A 19,750-nucleotide genomic window follows, 5' to 3' on the forward strand; every position below is an offset into this window, starting at 1 on the left:
TGATGGCGCACTTTGGGATATCCAAGCCATGCCGGGTATCGGGTAGCCGCTAGAATGGGGCGATGCACACGACCCACCATTCCGTTCGCCGGCTTGCCTGTGGCATCGCCGCAGCTGCCGGCTATGTCGATGCGACCGGCTTCATGGCGATGAAGGGATATTTTGTATCGTTTATGAGCGGCAACTCCACGCGTCTATCGGCCGAAGTTGGCACCCTGGATCCCGCCGGTTGGGTGCCTGCGGCCATCATCGTTGGGTTTGTCGCCGGCGTGGCCGTGGGGGAGGGGCTGGGGATGTCGTTTGGCGCGGGTGCTCGGAGAACTCGATGGGTGCTGCTCCTGGTTTCAGTACTGCTTTTGCTGGCGATAGTCGTTTTCGCCAAGTCGCCGACTGTTGGTATGTTCCTGGCCGCCGGCGCGATGGGCACGAGCAACGCTGCATTGGCCGTGACGACACGGCTGCCGGTCGGCCTGACTTATATGACCGGCACGCTGGTAGCAATCGGACGGCAAGTTGCGCGACGCCTGCACCGCCAACCTTCAAACGTTTCGCCCTATTTGCTTCATTGGCTGGCGTTGATCGTCGGCGGCACTCTAGGCGCGGCGGTAGAACTGCGTATGGGAATCGATGGACTGTGGTTGGCTATTATGTGGTTGGCAATGCTGGCGCTTATGGTTCCGAAGGCTCTCGATCAATAAGACGCCTTAATGGATTTCACCGCGGCTCAGCGGTGATTTTTCGTCGCCAAATGAGTTCCGCTGCGCGGAGGCGGGCGAATAGCATTCAGTCGCACTCTCTCTTCCGAAGCGATTTCGAAAGTATTTAGGGTAGATCTCTATCGAACTCACTTGGGGCGATCAAGGAACACTCGCGATGGTGACGCGTCTCAACCCAAAGAACCGAAGGCTCTGTTATTCGATCGATATTTCCGCATGGAGAAGCGGCTCGCCAGGACTTCGAGTCGCCATCGTGGAATCGCGCGCAGACATCTTCCGCTAGTAACTCGGCTTTTAAGAGATGCGTTGGTATGCGACGAGTGGTGTGGCGAATTTCAGCCTCATGCGGAGGGCACGAGAATGTCGCAATGGCTGCTGCGATGCCACCCTTACTCGATACGAGTTCGCGATGAACCTGAGCTTCGGGGCGCATTACATTCTTCGCCTCGCCACTCACATCTGCAGGGTAGGCACCAACGTAGACCAACCGAACGAGGCCAAACAAAACAGCAAGTCGCGTGACGTCCCATAACAGCATGGCTGTAGGTTACAGGCCGAGTGCTTATCGGACGCTTACGCGTAAATTTAAAACGGTACCCCACAAGAAGTAATCGCGACCATCGCCCATTCGCCCAGGTCACCGCTTAGCAAGAGAACGCCGCCCGCATACATTGCTGGCCTGACCAATCTGGATCGCTATCTCGATACCGCAACGCGAGCGAACATCCTACCCAGAGCGCTTCCACACATCATGACCATCGCCGCTTGAATCAACTTTCGTTCTGGACCAATCCAGTCACCTCGCGCAGGATCTGATTGTCGATCACGGCATCGGACAACGCGCGCCTAAGTCGCGCATTCTCTTGTTCCAGATCCTTCAGTCGCTTGGCCTGATCGACTTTCAGGCCACCGTATTTCTTGCGCCAACGATAGTAGGTTTGCACAATCACGCCCAATTGGCGGACAAGGTCGTCAACGGTGCGCCCCTGGGCGGCGAGCACTTCGGCTTCGCGCAGCTTGTGGATCATCTCTTCCGCGTTGAAACGGTTCTTCGGCATGGCCCAAATCTCTTCGTTCTGGACCGGGATTCCCAAGTCAGGTCAACAAGGTCAGCCTCGACTTCTCTCGTCCGGACAAGCCGACAGACAACGCGTATATCGAGTCATTCAACGGTTCACTGCGTGTTGCGCGCGTGCCGCATCAAGACCGGCGCAACCGACGCCTACAACGATACAAGAACCTGAAGATCCGCGAAAACCTGAGGCACACCGCGGCATCGAAGGTGGCTCAACTTTGCGTGAAAATCCCGGCTCAATGTTCGGCGGAAATCAACGCGCGGATATCATAGAGCACGTAACTTTCATCGCGCAGGGTGGGTATGTGTGCATTCCCGTCCAATTTTGCGGCGAAGGCAAGCAGTATGCCTCCGACGTCGCAGTCGGTTTCAGAGTTCGCCGTGATTGGAACGATGAGATACTCGATTCGGTCTCTTACAAGAAAATGAGAAAAGTTCTCCAGCGTGTCGGCTTCTCCGGGACGCCCCCTAGTGACTTGTGCAATGTCTTCGAATCGTGCGGGCAGACGATAACCCATGACGTCGGAAAATCGGGTGCAACCGACGACTCGCGCGTTGTAGTTCAAGCTTTCGAGGTGTTGGGCAATCGCGAATATCCCTTGCTCTTTGAAAAGTGACTTCGAGCTATGCCTAAGCTGACGTGGGCTGCGTGTGAAATCCAGATCTAACGCCCGCGTGCCCGGTGTCCAATCGCCTGTAAGGAAGCTGCACATCGCCTGGCTTAGACAAAAGGTCATCAATGCGATGATGAAGGCCGTGTGCAACAGTCTGTGGCCACGCAGGCGAAGCCAGGCAGCAGAGAAAGTCAGCAGGAGGGCAGAGGTAACACCCGCGATGAAGTAGTTCCCGTTGCCTCCGCGAACGTTGGCTCCCGGAAGATTGAAACCCCAGAACAGCATGATTGCGAAGCCGGCCACCATGAGACTCAGGCCGGGCACGCGAATTGCGTAGTCGTCCTTCGAAATTTGTTGCGGCGTGTGTGTGAGCTGATTTCCCGATGTATTGGCGTACAGCGCAACGTGTGCGAATACCAAGGCCGCCATCCAGAGCCAAACATTGCCGGTCCAGTTGCCCCATTGTCCCGTCAGCTGCGGACGAAACAAAATATCGACAGCCAACGGGCCGACGTCACTCCAATCTTTCGGCATTACCCAGTGCATCGTCCCCGCGGGGAAAAGCAGATCAAAGCCCAAGGTACGCCACAGGTTGAACAACGGATCCGGCCCGATGGTGGGTACACCTGCGAGTATCCAGGTCCGTGCAGTGGCTAATGCGCTCACTATGATGGCGAGTGCGAGGGCAACGACGGCCACCGGTGACGGGCCTGTTGCCACGATTTGGCCGCGACGGAACACGGCGAGAAGGCAGACGGCAGGCAAAAATACGCCAATGAAGGGGACCGCAGTCAATTTCGCCTGCGTCGACAAGCACAACAGCGCGAGCATCCAGAACAAATAGTCGCGGTTACGGGTCGCGAGAAAACCCGATGCGTGGATCCAGGCGAGCACGAGCAAAAACCCGGAGAAAAGATCGCCTTTCACATCGAGAGCCGTATTGGCTATCGCCGGCAGGCTGACGACGACGGCGATGCAGAGCAATCGTGCGCGGACGTCTACGACCCCGAGCAAACGCGTCAGCTCATACGCGGCCGCAGCCAGGAAGCCAAGTATCAGGATAGACAACCCAGCGAGCACGCTGCTGCTGCCAAGGCCGCTCAATGGAAGCAGAAACAATTCGTATACTTTGGGGAAGTAGTGAATCGCTGCGACAAGCCCTTGCGATACAAAAACAGAGCCTTCACCTACGAGGACGCGCTCTCCGCGAAGGCCATACCACACGTCGTCGTAGCTGAATACTGTGGCGCTATGCGCGAACAGGGTGAGAAACCAGGCGATCAGAAGTCCTGCACAAAATCTCTCTTTGTTAGACATCGCGTGCACGCGCGCTTCGACGAATGCGCACCATGGTGGCGCGCGCGCGTAGAGCGCCGGAATAAGCAGCAGTAGCGAAAGTATGCGCAAATCCCGCAAGCTTCCCCAGCCCAACGCCGACGCGATCCAGGCACACGCGCTCCAGACCAAAAAACCCAGCGTGAAGTTGCGCAGGTAGCCGACGATATTGAACGAAGGCGTCGTACCGCAAAGTCTTGTGGCAAATGCGCCCAGCGCAAGTATGAATTCGACGTAGAGCAAATCGACGACGACGGCCGCATCGACCTCATGACGGCGCAGATACAATGCCGCAAGTCCGAGACAGATCAGCAGCCGCCACTTGCGGTCGCTCAGCTGCACTGCCGCGGCGAAAGCCAGAACAACAATGATCGCTTCGATGCCGCCTTGACGGAACCCTGGCCGCGAGACTTCGTAGTGAAGATCCCCTGCAACGATCAGTTGCCATAGCGCGGTGAGGATGCAGGCGAGGGCGCCGCCGGCGATCAAGATAAAAAGCAACGCGGTTCTTATCGATCTTGATGGAGCCATCGCGTATTCAAAGCCAAGGTATTTGCAGGCTCGATATTAATTTGTAGTCCGCACGACAAGTGCGGCTTATGCGCGATGTCTGCGATAGCGGAGTCATTGAGTATCGTGCAGAGTCGATATGCTCTTATTTCTCAGCTCTTCGCGAAGGTTTGTCCTCATCGAGCCAGCCACCGATGAATCCCGCCCTCTTCAATCCTTCGCGGATATAGGGACTCTTGCGCATCACATTCCAGACGAATTCGCTGCGATAGTTTTCGAGCATCAACAGGTTCGGTCCCTGATCGATACCGAGATACAGCGTATCGAACCAACCTTTGTCGGGCACGACCTTGCCGCTATACAGCGGTCGATCAGTGAAGGTGAAGCTTGGGTTGAATGCATTGACAAAACCGTATTGCGCGTAGAGATCCGCACCGTAGGCCACCTGCATATGTTCGATGGTCGGCACGACGATATCCGGTGTGAACGCGATCGAGGCAACCGCAGCAGTCGGCGCGATCGTGCCGTCGTCGACAGAAGGACTTAAGCCCGCACCACGCACTCCGGTATAGCCGTAGAACGGTTTGGGATCGTTCTTGTAGCGATCGGGTTCGCCCTTGGGTGTGTGCCCGCGTGGACCGTTGCTCGCGGTCAGACCCCAAATAGTTCCGCTGTAATCTTTCCACTGCAACGGATTGTGGATGGCGTATTCGCGTTGAGCGAGTGCTGCGCGTTGGGCATTGGTAAAGTAGTCGATGCCCTTGCCGCGCATGTAGTCGTCCTGGATGCCCCGAAAATCGATCCAGCTATACGCGTACTGGTGCCAGAACATCTGGCTGCCGGCAAGATAGGTCTGACCTTGAAACTCGCCCCAGATCTTGTCGTTGGGTTGGGTCCAGCGCTTCCAACTTGCAGGACCGAGCGCATAGGTTGGCGAACCGAGCGCAAGCACGTAGAGGCCAATCGCTTCGCTGAAACCGCGGTAATAGTTGTAATCAAAACCGTTCTCGGGCGTCCAACCACCCTGCAGCAGTGGGTTGCCGTCGCTAAACCATTTCCAATCAGCGCGACGGTAAATATCGTTGGCGAGCTGACGGATTTCCTTTTCGTCTTTCGAGTTCTTGTCGTAATAGGACTGCACGAAAAGCACGCCGTAGAACAACCAGGCAGAATCTACCGAAGAAAGCTCGACCCATGGAGCGCTCTCGTAGCGCTGACCGGTTTTCATATCGAGGAAGTGATAGAAGAAGCCGTGTACGCCGCTCGCATCTTTGTCTTCACTTTGTTTGGCCGTGGCAAAGAAGCGCAGCGTCGCCAGCGTGCGCTTGACCGCTTCATCGCGTTTCATCCAACCACGCTCGACACCGATCGCGTATGCGGTCAAACCGAAACCGGCTGAGGCGATCGAGGAAAAAAACCGGGGCTGCGCTTCCACGCCGGGTGCCCAGTGATCGGGCACCTGACCATTCTCGGGATTGGCCCCATCGCGAAACCACTCGAAGGTGCGCTTCTCGAGTTCGTCGAGCTTAGCTTGCTGCTCCTTAGACAGCGCCGCGTAGCCGGATGTAAGTGTGGTCTTCGCAAACGCAGCGCTGTTTGCCGAACAAAAAACGATAAGCGCAAAAAATAGTTGGGTGCCGAGCGCGCGGATCATGTGTTTCGATCTCCCTGTAGGCAAGGTTGTAAGGAACACGATTACCTCTGGTATGTCCGCAAGTACTCGTACTTGATGCGGTCGACGTTGAAGTGATGCTGTCTCTCAACGATCACTTCTTCGATCAGACGCCATTTGCAGTCCGTCATCACCTGATGCATGTCGTGCGGGAACAGATACAACGAACCGTCGCTGTGGCGCATGTTCACGTTCAGCGTCGTGAATCGTGCCTCGGGGCGTAGCGCGGGCCCCAGGCGTGCGACCAGCGCGCGAATCTTCCGCCAGTACTGGGCCCGGGTGGCGTACGTGAAATTTCCCACCTGATCCTTGCCGGCGGGGTAGGGCCCGCGGTTGATGCGGATTTGCGGCGGCGAGAACACAGCCAAATCGTAGTGAGCGGCCGGAAGCGTCGCGGTGAATGCGTTGGCGTTGTCCAGCTGCCAGTTGCGATTGCTTGGCAAGAGCTGCTCGAGACGCAGGCGGCCGATGGCGACGAGATTCGGAATCAACTCCAGGCCGTCGACCTTGCGACCGTGCTTAGCACCCCAGTGCAACGTGGTTCCGATGCTGCACATCGGATCGAGCACATGATCGCCGCGTCGGGAGTGCTGGCGGAAGATGTGATCGAGAATGAGATTGTTCATCTGCCCCGGAACGCGGAATTTGGCCAACTCCGAGGCAGTCATGGCGGGGCATGCTTTGCGGACCGTGGCCTTCGATACACGATAGTCGAGTGCGCGGTCGTCGGTGATGAGGATCAGGAGTGTTCTCCTTCAGTGTAGGACGTCGGGGTCATTGGCCAGCAACTCGCCCAGCGCCTCGATCACGTAGTCCTGCTCTTGAGGCGTCATTGCAGCCGACATCGGCAAGCACAGATGGTTGTCGCAGAAGCGTTCGGCCTCTGGGAAGCCAGGTCCCGGCGGCACCCTATCGCGGAACACCGGCTGTTTGTGACAGGGCACCCGGTAAATTAGGGCAGTGAGATGAATGTCGTAGCGCTCGCGAAGGCGTGCCCACAATCGGTCGCGGTCGACCTCAGGGTCAAGCCACGCGATGTACTTGTAATACGAACTTTCCACACCTTCAGGGATAGGAAACGCACTGATGTGTGGCATTGAGGCGAGCGCCTGATCGTAGCGCCGGGCGATCCGATGGCGGCGCTCGCGGAACTCCCGATTGCGGCGGAGTTGGTAGATGCCGAGAACCGCCTGGAATTCGGTCACGCGGTAGGTGCTGCCCATGAGGTGATGCACGTCGTTGTTCCCAGGATTCTTCCCCTGGTTGCGCAGCGATTTGCACAGATCGCGAATCGTTTCGGAATCGGTCGTGATAAAGCCGCCTTCCCCCATCGTGATCACCTTGGTCGCAAACATGGAGAATGCGGCAACGTCCGAAAACGTCCCTGCCTTACCGCCGTTCAGCGTGCTGGAGTGGGCGTGCGATGCGTCTTCAATGAGGAAATAGCCCTCGCGCTTGGCGAATGCCAAGATCGAAGGTAATTCCGGAGTGATTATCCCGCCCAGGTGGACGATCATGATTCCCGCAGTCTTGGGCGAGATGCGCTCGCGGATCTGATCCACGCGCGGAGATAGCGTGCCGGCATCCGTATCGCAGAAGACGGGCGTCCCGCCGGCAAGCACGACCGCACCTGCCGAGGCATAGTTGGTATTGGTCGGGACGATCACTTCCCGACCGCGTACGTCGAGCGCCCGAAGCGCGAGCTCCAAGGCGCTGGCGCCGCTGTTCGCAGAGACCGCGTGGCGCACACCAATAGAGGATGCAAAGTCCTCTTCGAGGCGATCGTTTTGTTTGCCCCAGGCCAGTTGCCCAGTTTCTAAGATCTCGCGGTAGTCGATCAGAATCCCTTCAATGTCTTCCGCCGGAATGCACGCCTTCGCTCCGGGTATGTGAATGCGCTTGTCCTCCACGATCGCGACCTTAGATGAAGTTAACGTGCGGCGGCGGTTCCGTGGTCTGACCCAATGTTAACAGCCAGTTCTTCGCCCATTCCCGCTGCGTCTCGCTCATTCGAAGGAGGAGTTCGAAGTACTTGTTGAGCTCATGCATCTTGCAGACGGGTGGGCAATTCTTGAAGTTGATATTCGTGATCACATCGCGTGCCTGGTCGCTGTGGAATATCTCCGATACCGAATTCTTCGCCATGTTGCCCAGTTGAATGAGCTTGTTGCCGTAATACGATTCCGCACACAGGTAGAGCGAGCCGTCGGGTCCCGACGCGCCGAACCAGGGCGTCGAAGTACACTTCTTGTAGGGTCTTTCCTTGTCCTGCGAACTGGTAAACCGGCTGACGACTTCTATCACTTTGATGCCGGTTCCACGAAGCGCTGGGCGGACTTCCTCTTCGATGCGGCGATGGGCTTCTTCGAAGATCTCGGCGCCGAGCTGCTCTCCGTCGCGATACGATCGATGCGCGAGGATAGGCCTGATCGTTAGATAGTCGATGCCGCCCTGAGTCTCCGGGTCATCTTCGAGTTCGCGAAGCCAACGCCCCAGCTTGCCTAGCTCGTCAAGGTTCAGATCGCTGGCAATGAACGACACGCCAACCGTCGTGTGGTGTCCGGACGCGCGGTTCCGCGCCGCCAGATGGCGAAGTCCCTCAGTGACTCTGCGAAACTTGTTGTCGTTCGGTTTGTAACCGCCGACTCGGGCGTGGGCGGCTGGGCTTCCTGCGTTGATGCTGTAGCGGACAAAGGTGACTTGGCAATCGATGAGGGCGTCGATCGCGATGTTGTTCATCACGATGCCATCGGTATACAGCCCGACCTCCAGACCCAGCTTTCGCGCGTGCTGCGCGCCGATTACCGTGTTGCGGTTCATCATAGGCTCGCCGCCACCGGTAAAGACGACTGCTTTGGTTCCGGCCGCAGCGATTCTCTCGAGCATTGCTTTCATCACGGGTTCGGACATCATTCGTTCTTCCCGCGACTTGTTCAACCAGCCCGGTTCCTCTTTAGTCTTGCGCCAATCCGCGTTGCTACAACCGCAACAATCCTGCGGACACTCAAGCGTCGGCACAACGTCCACCGTGACGGGCACGACGTCCTCGAGTCTCCCTTCGAGCGTCGCGATCACCTGCTGCGGGTGGTAAATCCATTTTCTCTGGGTGTACTCATCGAGTGCATCCTTCAACCCGTATTGGCAGTACAGCACCAGGCCTAGTACCGCCTCCTCAGGCACGATGCCTTCTTTTCTCCACGCGGCGAGGTCCGCCGCAACCGATTCCGCAGCGGGGCCCGCTCCGGGCCGTACAGAAATTTCGCAGAGCAACGCCAGCGCTTCCCACCAGGAGCTTTCCTCGCAGCGCGCGTACAGCTCGGTGAGAGGAGAAGAGGGCGTCAGCTGCTCCAGTATCTTGCGACGCGCCGACGGCGGCAGTCCCATGAACAACTGAAATTCCCAAGCCTGCTTGGCAAGGGCGGATAACAGGGCAGGGAGCGCCCCCATCCACGACTGGCAGGGATGCATCTGCAGGTCCGCACCGATGCGCAAGCCCAACCATGTGTCATGGCCGGCCGCGTTGGGATCAAGACATATATGCCACCCGTCCGCCCCATCGCTTTTGGCTGCGCAGCCCTCTGCAAAGCCAGGCTCGAAGGATACACCGGTGAACTTGACGCCTGTCGCTGCACCGAACTTGTTCAGAACCTGCTCGGACCAAGCGGCGGTGGATGATTCCATCGGCAGGGGCGCACCGCGCCATGTCAGCAATGGCGTCTCCTCCGTGAACTGCTCACTTCGCTTGAGCCGAGTCCAGCGTTCGCAGACCTCGGAGAAGGCGTCGACGAACGCTTCCGGATACCCCTCGTTCGCGGGCGATGAGGCAGCCAGTCCGCGCACCGCCTCACCACGAATCATGCCGGCGACTCTCTGCGCCTCATCGGGCAGTACCGGTCTTGCCCATGTTTGCCACGCCGAGGCGGCAGCAAACCTAATTGCCGCTGCGGAGTTTCCGCTCGACCACTGTGTCATATCAATGCTGTTCATTCGTGCCTCCGACTACTTGCAGTTTGCCCCTGAGGACTAACGTAATTAGGTGCACCGCGACCAGGTGGATATCTTCAATAAACTGGTAGTTGGAACTGGGTACGTGCAATGCGAGGTCGACAACCTTCTTCGCCTCACCGCCGTCGAACCCTACCAACGCGATGGTAAAAGCGCCTTGCGTCTTGGCGTATTCCAATGCCTTCACTACATTTCGGGAATTTCCGCTTCCCGTAATTCCGATGACAACGTCGCCCGGGTCGAGCGAATGATGCAACTGCCCGCAAAACGCGTCTTCGAAGGAGACGTCGTTCGACCAAGCCGTCATCGCAGGGACGTTGTCCGACAGACACATCGTTCTGATCGGGCGCTTGCCGGCGACCATGGCTGTCTTTGAAAAATCACAGCTCGCGTGCGAGGCCGTCGCAGCGCTCCCACCGTTTCCCATGAAGAATATTTTTTTGCGGTTGCGATGAGCCGCGTAAACCTCGTCTGCGATTCGGTCGATCGCGGCGTGGTCCAGCCGTCGGCTGATGGTCTCGAGCCCGAGCAGGTAACCCTCCGGTCGTAGTGGTGCGCTCGTCTGGCTTTCTTGGTTCATGAGGGTTTGCACACCTCGACGCTCGAATTGAAATTTCAACTCCTGGTGTATACCAAGCTCGGCGAGCGAACGTCGCACGTCGGTCTGAGCGTCCCGTTCTGCGTAAAGAAGAAGAAAGCCACCGCCACCTGCGCCAGCTACTTTTCCGCCCAGTGCTCCGGCGGCGCGGGCTGCCGCGTACCAACGATCGATGTCGGGATTGGAAATGCTGGCTGCGAGGCTTCTCTTCCAGTTCCAACTAACGTCCAGCAATTCGGCGAATTGCCGAAGCTCCCCGGCCAGCAGCGCATCGCGCATGGCGTACGCGGTTTCCTTCTGCCGATGCATCAATTCCACCGACGCGCTATCGCGAGAAAGCACGGACTGTCGCACTTCGGCGAGGATGGGCGTGGAATTGCGCTGGCGGTTCAAGAAGAAGAGCATGCAGCTCGCCTCGAGCTCGCGCAGCACGGATTCCGACAACGACACCGGGGTGACGCGCGTACCGTCGGCGGAGAATTCCATGAAGTTGAGTCCGCCGAACGCGCTCGCGTACTGATCCTGAAGGCCGATGGGACGGCCAAGCAGATCCATCTCGACCAGGGTCGCCTCCTCGGCGATCTCGGCGGGCGAGGCCGCCTGAGCGCGGTACTCGCGGAGCAGGTTGATCATGTTTACAGTCACAGCGCCGGACAGTCCCAGACCCGAGCCCGTGGGAACGTCTGACCTGAGCGACAACGAAAGCCCGTTGGACGCTTTGTAGCGCTGGAGCACCGTCTTTGGTATGTCGAGCACGTGCGCGGTCTGCGCGACGTTGTGCGCGTCATAGCAATAATCGAGTTTGTAGTCCGCCGAATGAATGTCGATCGACGGCCGGTCGGAACCGGACAGCACAGCGTAGGTGTACTTGGCGATGGTGGCGTTGAGCACGGCGCCGCCGTGCTCTCGAAAGTACGCAGGCAGGTCGGTGCCGCCTCCGCCGAAACTGACGCGCACGGGTGCTTTGGAGATGATCATGGCTGCCAAGTACCTTGCGCGGCGAGGGTCTGCGCGATGCGGTATTTCTCGGGAATTCCCACATCGACCATGGCTGAGCGGACGCGATAGGCATGCAGATGTTTTCCCGCGCTCAACATCTGCGGGAAGACGTCGCGGCCAAAATCCGCCGGGCGGTGTGACGGAACAAACCGGAGCACCTCGGGCTCGAGGGCATAGACGCCGCTGTTCACCCAAGGCGATCCGCAATCCTCTCTCTGCGGCTTTTCCACGAAGCCTTCAATCTTGCCGTTACGGCCGATTTCGGTGACCCCGCAGTTCCACGGGTCGGGCACACGGTAAACACCCAGCGTGGCGGTTGCTCTTCGAGCGTAGTGCGCTTTCAAGAAGCGGCGATAATTGAGTCGGTGGAGCACGTCGCCGTAGACAACGAGGAAGGTCGACTTGAGCTCCCGTCGCATCGGCGAGAGCGCTCCCGCCGTTCCGCGCAAATGCTTTTCGTGCCAATACCGAATCCGGATGCCCCAGTCACGGCCGTTGCCGAAGTGATTCATGATCACCTCTGAACGGTCGTGAAGATTGATCCAAGCGTCGCGGACTCCACAGCGCTTAAGCTGCCGGAGTTGGTAATGCAGCAACGGATAACCGCAAACGTCGACCATCGCTTTTGGCCCATCGTTGACGCCCTTCAGGCGAGTGCCCAATCCCGCGCACAGCACTACCGCGATCGTGGGCGTCTCGTGGCTCATTGTTGGTGCTGCCTGTCCACGGACAGGGTGCTGCCCGCCCGGCGGTACGGCATCTCTTTGGAGGTGAAGTAGGTCGTCGGAATGGAGAGCGCGAACGCAAGCACGATCGGGCTGCTCCAGACGAGTTTGGAGAACTCTCCGTGCGCCAGCAGCCAGCCAATCCAACACAACCCGACGACCGTGCCGGGCCACAAAGCGCCGGCAGCCTGCCGCCACGACACGCCCTTCCGCGGATTCTTGAGCATCGCATCCCACAGATTCCAGCCTTGGCGATTGGTCATCACCAGAACCAGATCCACCATGACGTAGAGAATGTTGTTTCCCGCGACCAATGTTGAGACGACGATTTCCTTAAAGATTTCCTTGACGTCATTCCAACATCGCGCAATGACGAGACGATGCGCCAGAATGATGGCAATTACCCCAAAGCCCAACAGGAGCTGCGTTATCAGGGCGCGACCCGCGAGGGAGTAACCGCCGAGGTCGGTGAATGTGATGACGTTGAACAGCACGAACAGCCCGATGCACGAGATATATGCATGCAGATTCAAATAGACGAGGAATCGCGTTCTGAGCGGAATGCCGCGCTCGAATAGGAGAAAGAATGTTTCGAGATCGCCCTTCATCCAGCGGATGTTGCGACGCCGCTCTTCGACATAGTTCGAGGGGCTTTCCTCGTAGGCGATGATGTCCTGGCAGAACACGGTGCGATATCCGCGCCGACGTAGGTAGACGGTATCCCAGATATCGTGGCTCAGCACATCCGAAGGGATGTTGAGGTGCTTCATCACGGAGCACACGCCCAAATAGTTGTGCCCGAAGGACAGCACTTCGCCGAATACGACCTGCCTGACCTTCAGGTACAGCTCCATCAGTATGGCGACGGCGTTGCGATTGTTGTCCGCGAAGTAGGTGCACGCGCTGCCTACCTGGGTGTTCGCCTGGAAGCAGCCGATGTCTTGGTTGTCCGGATGCTCCGCCTTGCGCAGCAGCCGAAGCAGGGTGTTTTTGGGCACCATCGTGTCGGCGTCGCAGGCGAAGAAATACTTGTACTCGCCTTCGTACTTCTCCAGCCACAGCTCCATCATTTCGCGTTTCTTGTTCGCGGGATTCTCGCTGTGCATCCAGTGCACGCGCCGGTCACCAAAGATCGCGCGCAGGCGGCTGAGTACGTCTTGCTCGTACCTGATGTAGCGCTCCGGCGCTTCGCCGCTCACGATCCACAGATGAACGTTCGGCAGAAAATTGTTTCGGTACGAATATTCCAGACGTTCGAAGAGACCCGTCGACTCCTTGCGGACGAAAAAGATGATCGCCGTCTTCGGGATCCTAGCCAGGGGTTGCTCGGCGAAGACGACGCCGTCCCGCAGAAAGCAGTAATACACGCCGTGCCACAACATCCAAGCATTGTTGAAGAGCAGGGGTAGCAGGCAAAGCCAGAGCAACACGTGTGCGACGCTGCCACCGGTGACACGCCACGAGAAGTAGCCGAACATGCCGGTGGCCACTGCGGCGCACGCGACCATGAGTCCGACGAAGAAAGAAGGTCGCAGGTACCAAGGATGTGTTTGGCTGGATTTCATCATCCCGCCAGCGTTCGCACGATCCATTGGCCGATCTGGAATCGTCCGTAGTAGATCTGCATGTTCGCGTCCGTGCCGTAAACATTTTCGGGCGGCTGCTCGTCGAGCCGGATGCGCACATGCACGCGGCCTGCATTTACCGGCGCAGTCTGGGCGGCATCTGAGGACTGTACGATCCGTGAGCCATCGGCAAGCTCAGTCGCAGGCATTCCGCCCACACCTTCGACAGTCCCTTTGAAAGCACGGCCCTGCAACGCGCCGAAGTGCACAGTCGCCGGCATGCCAGGCTTGACGCCAATCGCCTGACTTTCATCGACGGCCAGCAGTATCACTGACGCTGCGCCGGGCGATGGCGCATTAATGGCGGCGCTGCGCGAAGGGAGTACTTTCCCCAATCCTGAGACGAATAGCGGGAAGGGGGCGAAAATGAGAGCCACTACCGCCGCCACGGCGGCGAGTGTCACCCACTTGTGCCAAACCGTGTGGGTTCGCTGACCGAATTCCATTTCCTCCACCGGCTCGTCGATCGTCTCGACAATGTCAGGGAGGTCGTGGCCATCCACGGTGATTTCGGCACTCTGGATCAGGAGCTTCCGGAATTCCTCCTGGAGTCGTGCCATCTGCTTTTCGCGAGCGGCGATCAAGCAGGCGGCCTTCCGCAACCGTATCGTTGCCCCGACCCCGTCGCCCTCGATCGTTTGCATCCTGGTCATTGATGAATCATCAATTTCATTGGGTAGCAGTACTCATCGATGGAAAGTTCAATGAGGGCGTCTCCTATGCGGATAACGGGTTGATTGGTCTACCAAGGGGACTTTAGCTTCGATCCGGACCCATCCAATTCAAATAAGAAGCAGCATCCTTGCCAAGTTGCCGCACATGCGAAAATGACCGAATGGAAACGGTTACATGATTTCTTATCAATTACTTTTTACTCCAACACTGCTACAGTTTTCAATACCATTCGGATGACCAATTGCCTCAAATTTAAAAAATGTGATTCAGTGCGCGCTCCTCGCTTCAAGATCAGGACGTCGAGAATGTCACCATTCGCAGCGAACGAATGACTTTTTCGATGGAACGCAACAAGGGTATCGTTCGACCAGAATGATTGATTCCTCAATTGGATGGACGCTCGGCATGTACATTCCAAACCAGTGCGCGACGTTTCTAAAGTGGCCCGCACGCCATTGTCGCTATCCCCTATGATCCAGCGCAGGAGAGCCATTCTCGCTATTGCGGCCGCGTTGGCGTTTGCTAAAACACCTCGCGCCGCTGCGCGCGGGCAGGGGAGATCAGGCGCCGCAGCACCGACACCGCCCATCGATCCTCTTGGGGCGCTACATACGCGCGATGCGCAGCCCTACTCTTATTATGAGGGGCTCGTGGAAACCGCTCGGAAGTTAGCCGCGGCAGACTACGTACCACCTCCCGTCTTGCCGGGCGACGTTATGGAGCGCATCGGTTACGAGGAGCATTCGAGGATCCGGTATAAGTCCGACAAAGCGCTTTTTCTGAACGGGCCTGGCGCATACCCGATCACGTTCTTTCATGTCGGACACTTTTTCCGCGTGCCGGTGCGCATGTTTGTCGCGCAAGGCGGGCAGGCGCGCGAGATTGTCTTTGATCGCGCGAACTTCGACATGCGAGCCGATAGCCCGGCGCATGAACTACCTGCGGACGTAGGTTTTGCTGGCTTCCACGTTCAGGCAAGCCGTCTCGCCGGGAAGGGCAAACTCAACTGGCGAGACGAGGATTGGGCCGCATTCCTGGGCGCGTCGTACTTCCGCGCCATGAGCGGTGAGTTGTCCCAGTACGGCACCTCGGCCCGCGGAGTCGCGGTGAACACGGCCGTGACTGGTCGCAGCGAGGAGTTTCCAGTATTCACGCGCTTTTACTTCGAGGTGCCGGCGCGCGACGACGACGAGTTGACAATCTGCGCGCTGCTCGAAGGACCGAGCATCGCAGGTGCGTACCGTTTTCGGTTGCGACGCGAACGCGCGGTGCACATGGAAGTCGAGGCCGCGCTGTTCCTGCGCAAGGATGTCGAGCGTCTCGGTTTGGCGCCACTCACGTCGATGTATTGGTACTCGGAGACGATCAAGTCCACGGCGGTCGACTGGCGTCCCGAGGTGCACGACTCCGATGGGTTGAGTATGTGGAACGGGCGAGGCGAGCGCATCTGGCGTCCACTGATCAATCCGCCGCATACCACGGCCTCGGCGTTTCTCGATAAGAATCCCAAGGGCTACGGGTTGCTTCAACGCGACCGCAATTTCGACCACTACCTTGATGGGGTGTTTTACGAGCGCAGGCCCAGCGTTTGGGTCGAACCGATCGGCAGTTGGGGCCCGGGCGCAGTACAACTCATCGAGCTTCCGACCGACGTAGAGAGCAACGACAACATCGTGGCCATGTGGGTACCTCAAGAGCCGGCCCGCGCCGGCGCGAGCTATCGCTTGCACTACCGCTTGCTTTGGACTTCTGAGGAGCCTGCCCCAATGCTCGCTCCCTGTGTCTCTACTCGCCTGGGTCGGGGCGGCAAGTTTGGCCAGGAGGACTCGACCAGAGTCGTCGTCGAATTCCTCGGCGGTCCGCTCGCCAGCTTGAGCCAAAAATCGCCACCACTCGAGGACTCGATCTGGATTTCGCGTGGCCAGATCAGTTATCACGAAGTCGAGGCGGTCCCCGACGGCGCCCCCGGCCACTGGCGAATTTATTTCGACATCGTTGCGGGTCCCGGCGCGCCGATCGACATGCGCGTTTGCCTGCGCTCCGGCGAAAAACAACTTACCGAGACTTGGCTCTATACGCTCAATCTCTGATCCCTCCGATCCCCTCCGGTGCAGTCTGCGAGCGTAGTTGAGGCAGGCGGCTCGCCCGTGCGTCGGCAAGCACGCACTTACTCCACCGGCTCATGTCGTCGAGCAGCGAGTAGATCGTTGGCAGCACGAGAAGACTCACCAGCGTGGAAAACACCAAGCCGCCGACGATCGCGCGCGCCATGGGGTAGTACTGAGGGCCGTCGCCGCCCAGACTCGCGCCCTCGAAACACAGCGGCACCATGCCAAGAATCGCCGTTCCCATTGTCATGAGAATCGGCCGCAGGCGATCTTTGGCACCTTGGACCAGCGCATCGCGGCGTACCAGACCGTTGTGGCGCAGGTGGTTGATGTGCACGATCATGACGATGCCGTTGTTGACGACGACGCCCATCAGAATCAGCACACCGATGAATGACATGAACGTGAAAACGGTGCCCGTGATCCAGAAGAACCAGTAGATGCCGAGAACGGAGAACACGAACGTCGTGAGGATCGCAGCCGGATAGATGAGCGACTCGAACATCGCGCACATCACCACGTAGACCAGCACGAGCGCCACGAGCACGTTGAACAGCATCGTGCGCGTACCCTCTTCGCTGAGATCGAAACTTTCGCCGAAATTCCAGCGATACCCCGCAGGCAGCGTTATCCCGCTCATCGCGCGTTCGATGTCACGGCGCGCGTCGTCGCTGGTCTTGCCGTCGGCACGGTTGGCGACTATGCCGAGAGACGTCTGCCGGTTGATGCGCTCGATCGCGGCAGGCGCCTGTACCGCCTGAGCCTGGACCATCGCCATCAGGGGGACTTCCACACCCTCGGCATTGCGCACCTTGAAGCCGGCGAGGTCGGCGAGGCTGCGCGTGTCGGTCTGTGCAAACCGCAGCCACACCGGCACTTGCGCATCGCTGCCGTGAAAATCTTTGAGTTGCTGACCGCGCAGCGCGATCGCGATATGGCGCGCTATGTCGTTCGCGGAGAACCCATAGGTCTTGGCTCTTTCGCGGTCCACATGAATGGCGATCTCCTGATTGCTGCTGCCTGTCGAAGTGCGAACGTCGCGAAGGCTCGGCTGTTGCTGCAGGACCTGCACGACGTTGCGCGCGAGATCCTCCAGCGCCACGCGCGAATCGCCTATCAGCGCGATGCCCATCGAGTTTCCGCCGTCGCTGCGGCCGTTGTCGCCGCTGAAGAGAACCTCGCCGATCGCGAGCTTCGGCATGCCGTCGCGGATGGCTTGCTGAATTTTCTTGATGTCGAGTTTCTCGCCGCGCCCGGTGTCGAGATAAATATCGGTGCTTGCCTGTCCTGCTTCATTGAAGGACGTGTACATGTTGCGGATGTGAAAAGCATCGCGGTGCGCAGACAGGTAGCTTTCCACCTGCGCGATACCGCGGTTCATTTCGTCCAGCGTATAGAAGCCGTTGAAGCGGTAGTAAAAGTGCAGCATCGACGGTTCGCTGTCGCCGTTCATGTCGACCTTGGTGGCGCCGATGGGTATCGCACTTGCGACCATCAACAACAGCAGGCCGAGCATCGTCCAACGACGGTGGCTCAGCGTCCAGCCAACCCATCGGCCGTAGCGCACGAGCATACGGGCAACCAGGCCGTTGCGACCGATGAATTTGGGCGGCGGCAGCTTGGCCGATAGCATGGGCACGAGGCTGATCGCGACCAGCCATGACGACAGATGCGCAATCGCCATCGATACCGCGATCTGGAAAAGCTGCACCTTGAACTGGTTGGGCTCGCCGAATACGAGCGGCAGGAATACGATCACGCTGCACAGGGTGCCGGCCGCGATTGCGATACCGACGATCTGCGTGCCCTGCACCGCGCAATACCAAGGCCGATCGGGATAGCGCTCGCGGAAATGATAGATGCTTTCCACCACCACCACGGCGTTGTCGACCAGCATGCCGACCGCGAGCAGAAGGCCCATCATCGACAGAAGATTGAGCGTGATGCCGAACATCTGCATGCAGCCCAGCGTGATGATGAAGCAGATCGGAATCGACAGCGATACCATCATCGTCGAAGGCCAGTCGCGCAGGAAAAAGAACAGCACGAAGATCGACAGGAGCGTGCCCTCAAAACCGGCCTGGCCGAGCTGACGCAGGCTTTCGGTGATCGACTTTCCCGCGTCCCACAAGGTGACGACGCGGATGCCGTGCATATCGCTCGACGCCGTGATGCTATTGAGTTCGGCGAGCGCTGCACGGCTGACGTCGACGATGTTCGCCGCCCGCTCTTTCTGCAGCACGAGCACGATGCTGGGGTGTTCGTCGAGGAGCAACCGATAATCGGCGCGCGCAGGGCGCAGTCCGACGTCGGCCACGTCGCCCAGGCGCACGCCGCTGGCGTCGAGCACCAGGCGGCGGATCTCGTCGACGCTTTGCCATTCGCCGACCGGTCGCACCTGCAGGCGCTGACCGCGGTCGCTGATCAACCCCGCGGTTGCCGAGAAATTGGCGGCGGACAACTTCTGGTAAAGATCGGTCAGGCTCACACCGGTTGCGTTGAGACGATCGGACGACACCGCGATCTGCACTTCGCGCGGCAATGCGCCGAGCAGTTCGACTTTGGCGATACCCGGCACACGTTCCAACGGCTTGCGCAGGCGACTGTCGAGAAGTTCATAGGCGTACGTCAGGTCGCGGTCACTCGACACGGCGAGGACGAGCACGGGCGTCGCACCCGTCGAGTATTTCTGCACGTAGAAGCGCGGCAGGTCGTTAGGGAGGTCCTTGCGGATCGCATCGATCTTGCCGAGCGCTTCGATCGCCTTGAGCGACGTGTCCTGGCCGAATTTTAGGCCCAATGAAATCTGCGAACTGTCGGCGCTGGACAGCGAACTGATGCGCTGAACACCGGTAAGCGTAGCCAGTGCATCCTCGACCGGACGCGTGATCGTGCGTTCGATTTCCGACGGCGTGGACCCCGGATACGGCAGGACCACATCAAGGAACGGCGCCTGGAAATCGGGCACGAGTTCGAGTGGCAGGCGAAACGCCGCGATGAGGCCGACTACCGTCATCGACACGAACACCATGATCACGGTGACGGGGCGCTTCAGGCTGAGTTCGGCAAGAGTCATCGGTCGATCGTTGTTTG

At 58.8% G+C, this 19,750-nt stretch carries 12 protein-coding genes and 2 pseudogenes; 3 read left to right on the forward strand and 11 right to left on the reverse strand.

Annotated elements, in window-relative coordinates; translation table 11 throughout:
• Positions 1-62 precede the first annotated feature (62 nt).
• Entirely contained in the window at positions 63-698 is a 636-nt protein-coding gene (locus tag FFS30_RS23220) for a YoaK family protein (protein ID WP_137915596.1), read from the forward strand.
• 818 nt (positions 699-1,516) lie between these two features.
• On the opposite strand, the pseudogene FFS30_RS23225 reads toward FFS30_RS23220, so the two are convergent.
• Positions 1,517-1,774, reverse strand: a pseudogene (locus tag FFS30_RS23225) (transposase); the annotation flags it as partial.
• A 41-nt stretch (positions 1,775-1,815) separates the two neighbouring features.
• Here FFS30_RS23225 and FFS30_RS23230 point away from each other — a divergent pair.
• Positions 1,816-1,899: pseudogene (locus FFS30_RS23230) on the forward strand (integrase core domain-containing protein); the annotation flags it as partial.
• A 128-nt stretch (positions 1,900-2,027) separates the two neighbouring features.
• On the opposite strand, the gene FFS30_RS23235 reads toward FFS30_RS23230, so the two are convergent.
• The 9 genes from FFS30_RS23235 to FFS30_RS23275 form a co-directional block, all read right to left on the reverse strand.
• A complete protein-coding gene (locus FFS30_RS23235) occupies positions 2,028-4,241 on the reverse strand; it encodes a hypothetical protein (RefSeq protein ID WP_137915598.1) in 2,214 nt (737 codons plus the stop codon).
• Between the two features lie 154 nt (positions 4,242-4,395).
• On the reverse strand, positions 4,396-5,904 hold the full coding sequence (locus FFS30_RS23240; protein WP_137915599.1) for a glucoamylase family protein: 1,509 nt from the start codon (positions 5,902-5,904) through the stop codon (positions 4,396-4,398).
• A 41-nt stretch (positions 5,905-5,945) separates the two neighbouring features.
• Positions 5,946-6,590: a site-specific DNA-methyltransferase gene (locus FFS30_RS23245; RefSeq protein WP_137915600.1), complete on the reverse strand. Its 645-nt coding sequence runs from the start codon at positions 6,588-6,590 to the stop codon at positions 5,946-5,948.
• Positions 6,591-6,677: 87 nt separating this feature from the next.
• The gene (locus tag FFS30_RS23250) at positions 6,678-7,832 is read right to left on the reverse strand and encodes a DegT/DnrJ/EryC1/StrS family aminotransferase (RefSeq protein WP_171014827.1); all 1,155 of its coding nucleotides are present in this window, start codon (positions 7,830-7,832) and stop codon (positions 6,678-6,680) included.
• A gap of 10 nt (positions 7,833-7,842) precedes the next feature.
• Positions 7,843-9,909 (reverse strand): radical SAM protein, encoded by a 2,067-nt coding sequence (locus FFS30_RS23255; protein WP_137915602.1) that lies wholly within the window; start codon positions 9,907-9,909, stop codon positions 7,843-7,845.
• Positions 9,896-11,503 carry an SIS domain-containing protein gene (locus FFS30_RS23260; protein WP_137915603.1) on the reverse strand — a complete coding sequence of 536 codons (1,608 nt, stop codon included), beginning with the start codon at positions 11,501-11,503 and terminating at the stop codon, positions 9,896-9,898. The genes FFS30_RS23255 and FFS30_RS23260 overlap by 14 nt, the downstream gene beginning before the upstream one ends.
• Positions 11,500-12,231 carry a nucleotidyltransferase family protein gene (locus FFS30_RS23265; protein WP_137915604.1) on the reverse strand — a complete coding sequence of 244 codons (732 nt, stop codon included), beginning with the start codon at positions 12,229-12,231 and terminating at the stop codon, positions 11,500-11,502. The genes FFS30_RS23260 and FFS30_RS23265 overlap by 4 nt, the downstream gene beginning before the upstream one ends.
• The gene (locus FFS30_RS23270) at positions 12,228-13,841 is read right to left on the reverse strand and encodes a glycosyltransferase family 2 protein (protein ID WP_137915605.1); all 1,614 of its coding nucleotides are present in this window, start codon (positions 13,839-13,841) and stop codon (positions 12,228-12,230) included. Before FFS30_RS23270 ends, FFS30_RS23265 begins: the two co-directional genes overlap by 4 nt.
• Complete coding sequence (locus FFS30_RS23275) at positions 13,814-14,518, reverse strand: hypothetical protein (RefSeq protein ID WP_137915606.1); 705 nt, start codon at positions 14,516-14,518, stop codon at positions 13,814-13,816. The genes FFS30_RS23270 and FFS30_RS23275 overlap by 28 nt, the downstream gene beginning before the upstream one ends.
• A gap of 501 nt (positions 14,519-15,019) precedes the next feature.
• On the opposite strand from FFS30_RS23275, the gene FFS30_RS23280 reads away from it, so the two are divergent.
• On the forward strand, positions 15,020-16,639 hold the full coding sequence (locus FFS30_RS23280) for a glucan biosynthesis protein (protein WP_137915607.1): 1,620 nt from the start codon (positions 15,020-15,022) through the stop codon (positions 16,637-16,639).
• On the opposite strand, the gene FFS30_RS23285 is transcribed toward FFS30_RS23280, so the two are convergent.
• The gene (locus FFS30_RS23285; protein WP_137915608.1) at positions 16,629-19,733 is read right to left on the reverse strand and encodes an efflux RND transporter permease subunit; all 3,105 of its coding nucleotides are present in this window, start codon (positions 19,731-19,733) and stop codon (positions 16,629-16,631) included. The two genes, FFS30_RS23280 and FFS30_RS23285, sit on opposite strands and share 11 nt — an antisense overlap.
• Positions 19,734-19,750 lie beyond the last annotated feature (17 nt).

The organism is Rudaea sp. 3F27F6, assembly GCF_005503555.1.
Taxonomy (GTDB): Bacteria; Pseudomonadota; Gammaproteobacteria; order Xanthomonadales; family Rhodanobacteraceae; genus Rudaea.

Bases quoted from the DNA above. Each gene is read 5' to 3' on its own strand.
- FFS30_RS23275 (WP_137915606.1), bottom strand. From the start codon at position 14,518: ATGCAAACGATCGAGGGCGACGGGGTCGGGGCAACGATACGGTTGCGG.
- FFS30_RS23240 (WP_137915599.1), bottom strand. From the start codon at position 5,904: ATGATCCGCGCGCTCGGCACCCAACTATTTTTTGCGCTTATCGTTTTT.
- FFS30_RS23245 (WP_137915600.1), bottom strand. From the start codon at position 6,590: ATGACTGCCTCGGAGTTGGCCAAATTCCGCGTTCCGGGGCAGATGAAC.
- FFS30_RS23270 (WP_137915605.1), bottom strand. From the start codon at position 13,841: ATGGATCGTGCGAACGCTGGCGGGATGATGAAATCCAGCCAAACACAT.
- FFS30_RS23220 (WP_137915596.1), top strand. From the start codon at position 63: ATGCACACGACCCACCATTCCGTTCGCCGGCTTGCCTGTGGCATCGCC.
- FFS30_RS23280 (WP_137915607.1), top strand. From the start codon at position 15,020: ATGATCCAGCGCAGGAGAGCCATTCTCGCTATTGCGGCCGCGTTGGCG.
- FFS30_RS23255 (WP_137915602.1), bottom strand. From the start codon at position 9,909: ATGAACAGCATTGATATGACACAGTGGTCGAGCGGAAACTCCGCAGCG.
- FFS30_RS23265 (WP_137915604.1), bottom strand. From the start codon at position 12,231: ATGAGCCACGAGACGCCCACGATCGCGGTAGTGCTGTGCGCGGGATTG.
- FFS30_RS23285 (WP_137915608.1), bottom strand. From the start codon at position 19,733: ATGACTCTTGCCGAACTCAGCCTGAAGCGCCCCGTCACCGTGATCATG.
- FFS30_RS23260 (WP_137915603.1), bottom strand. From the start codon at position 11,503: ATGATCATCTCCAAAGCACCCGTGCGCGTCAGTTTCGGCGGAGGCGGC.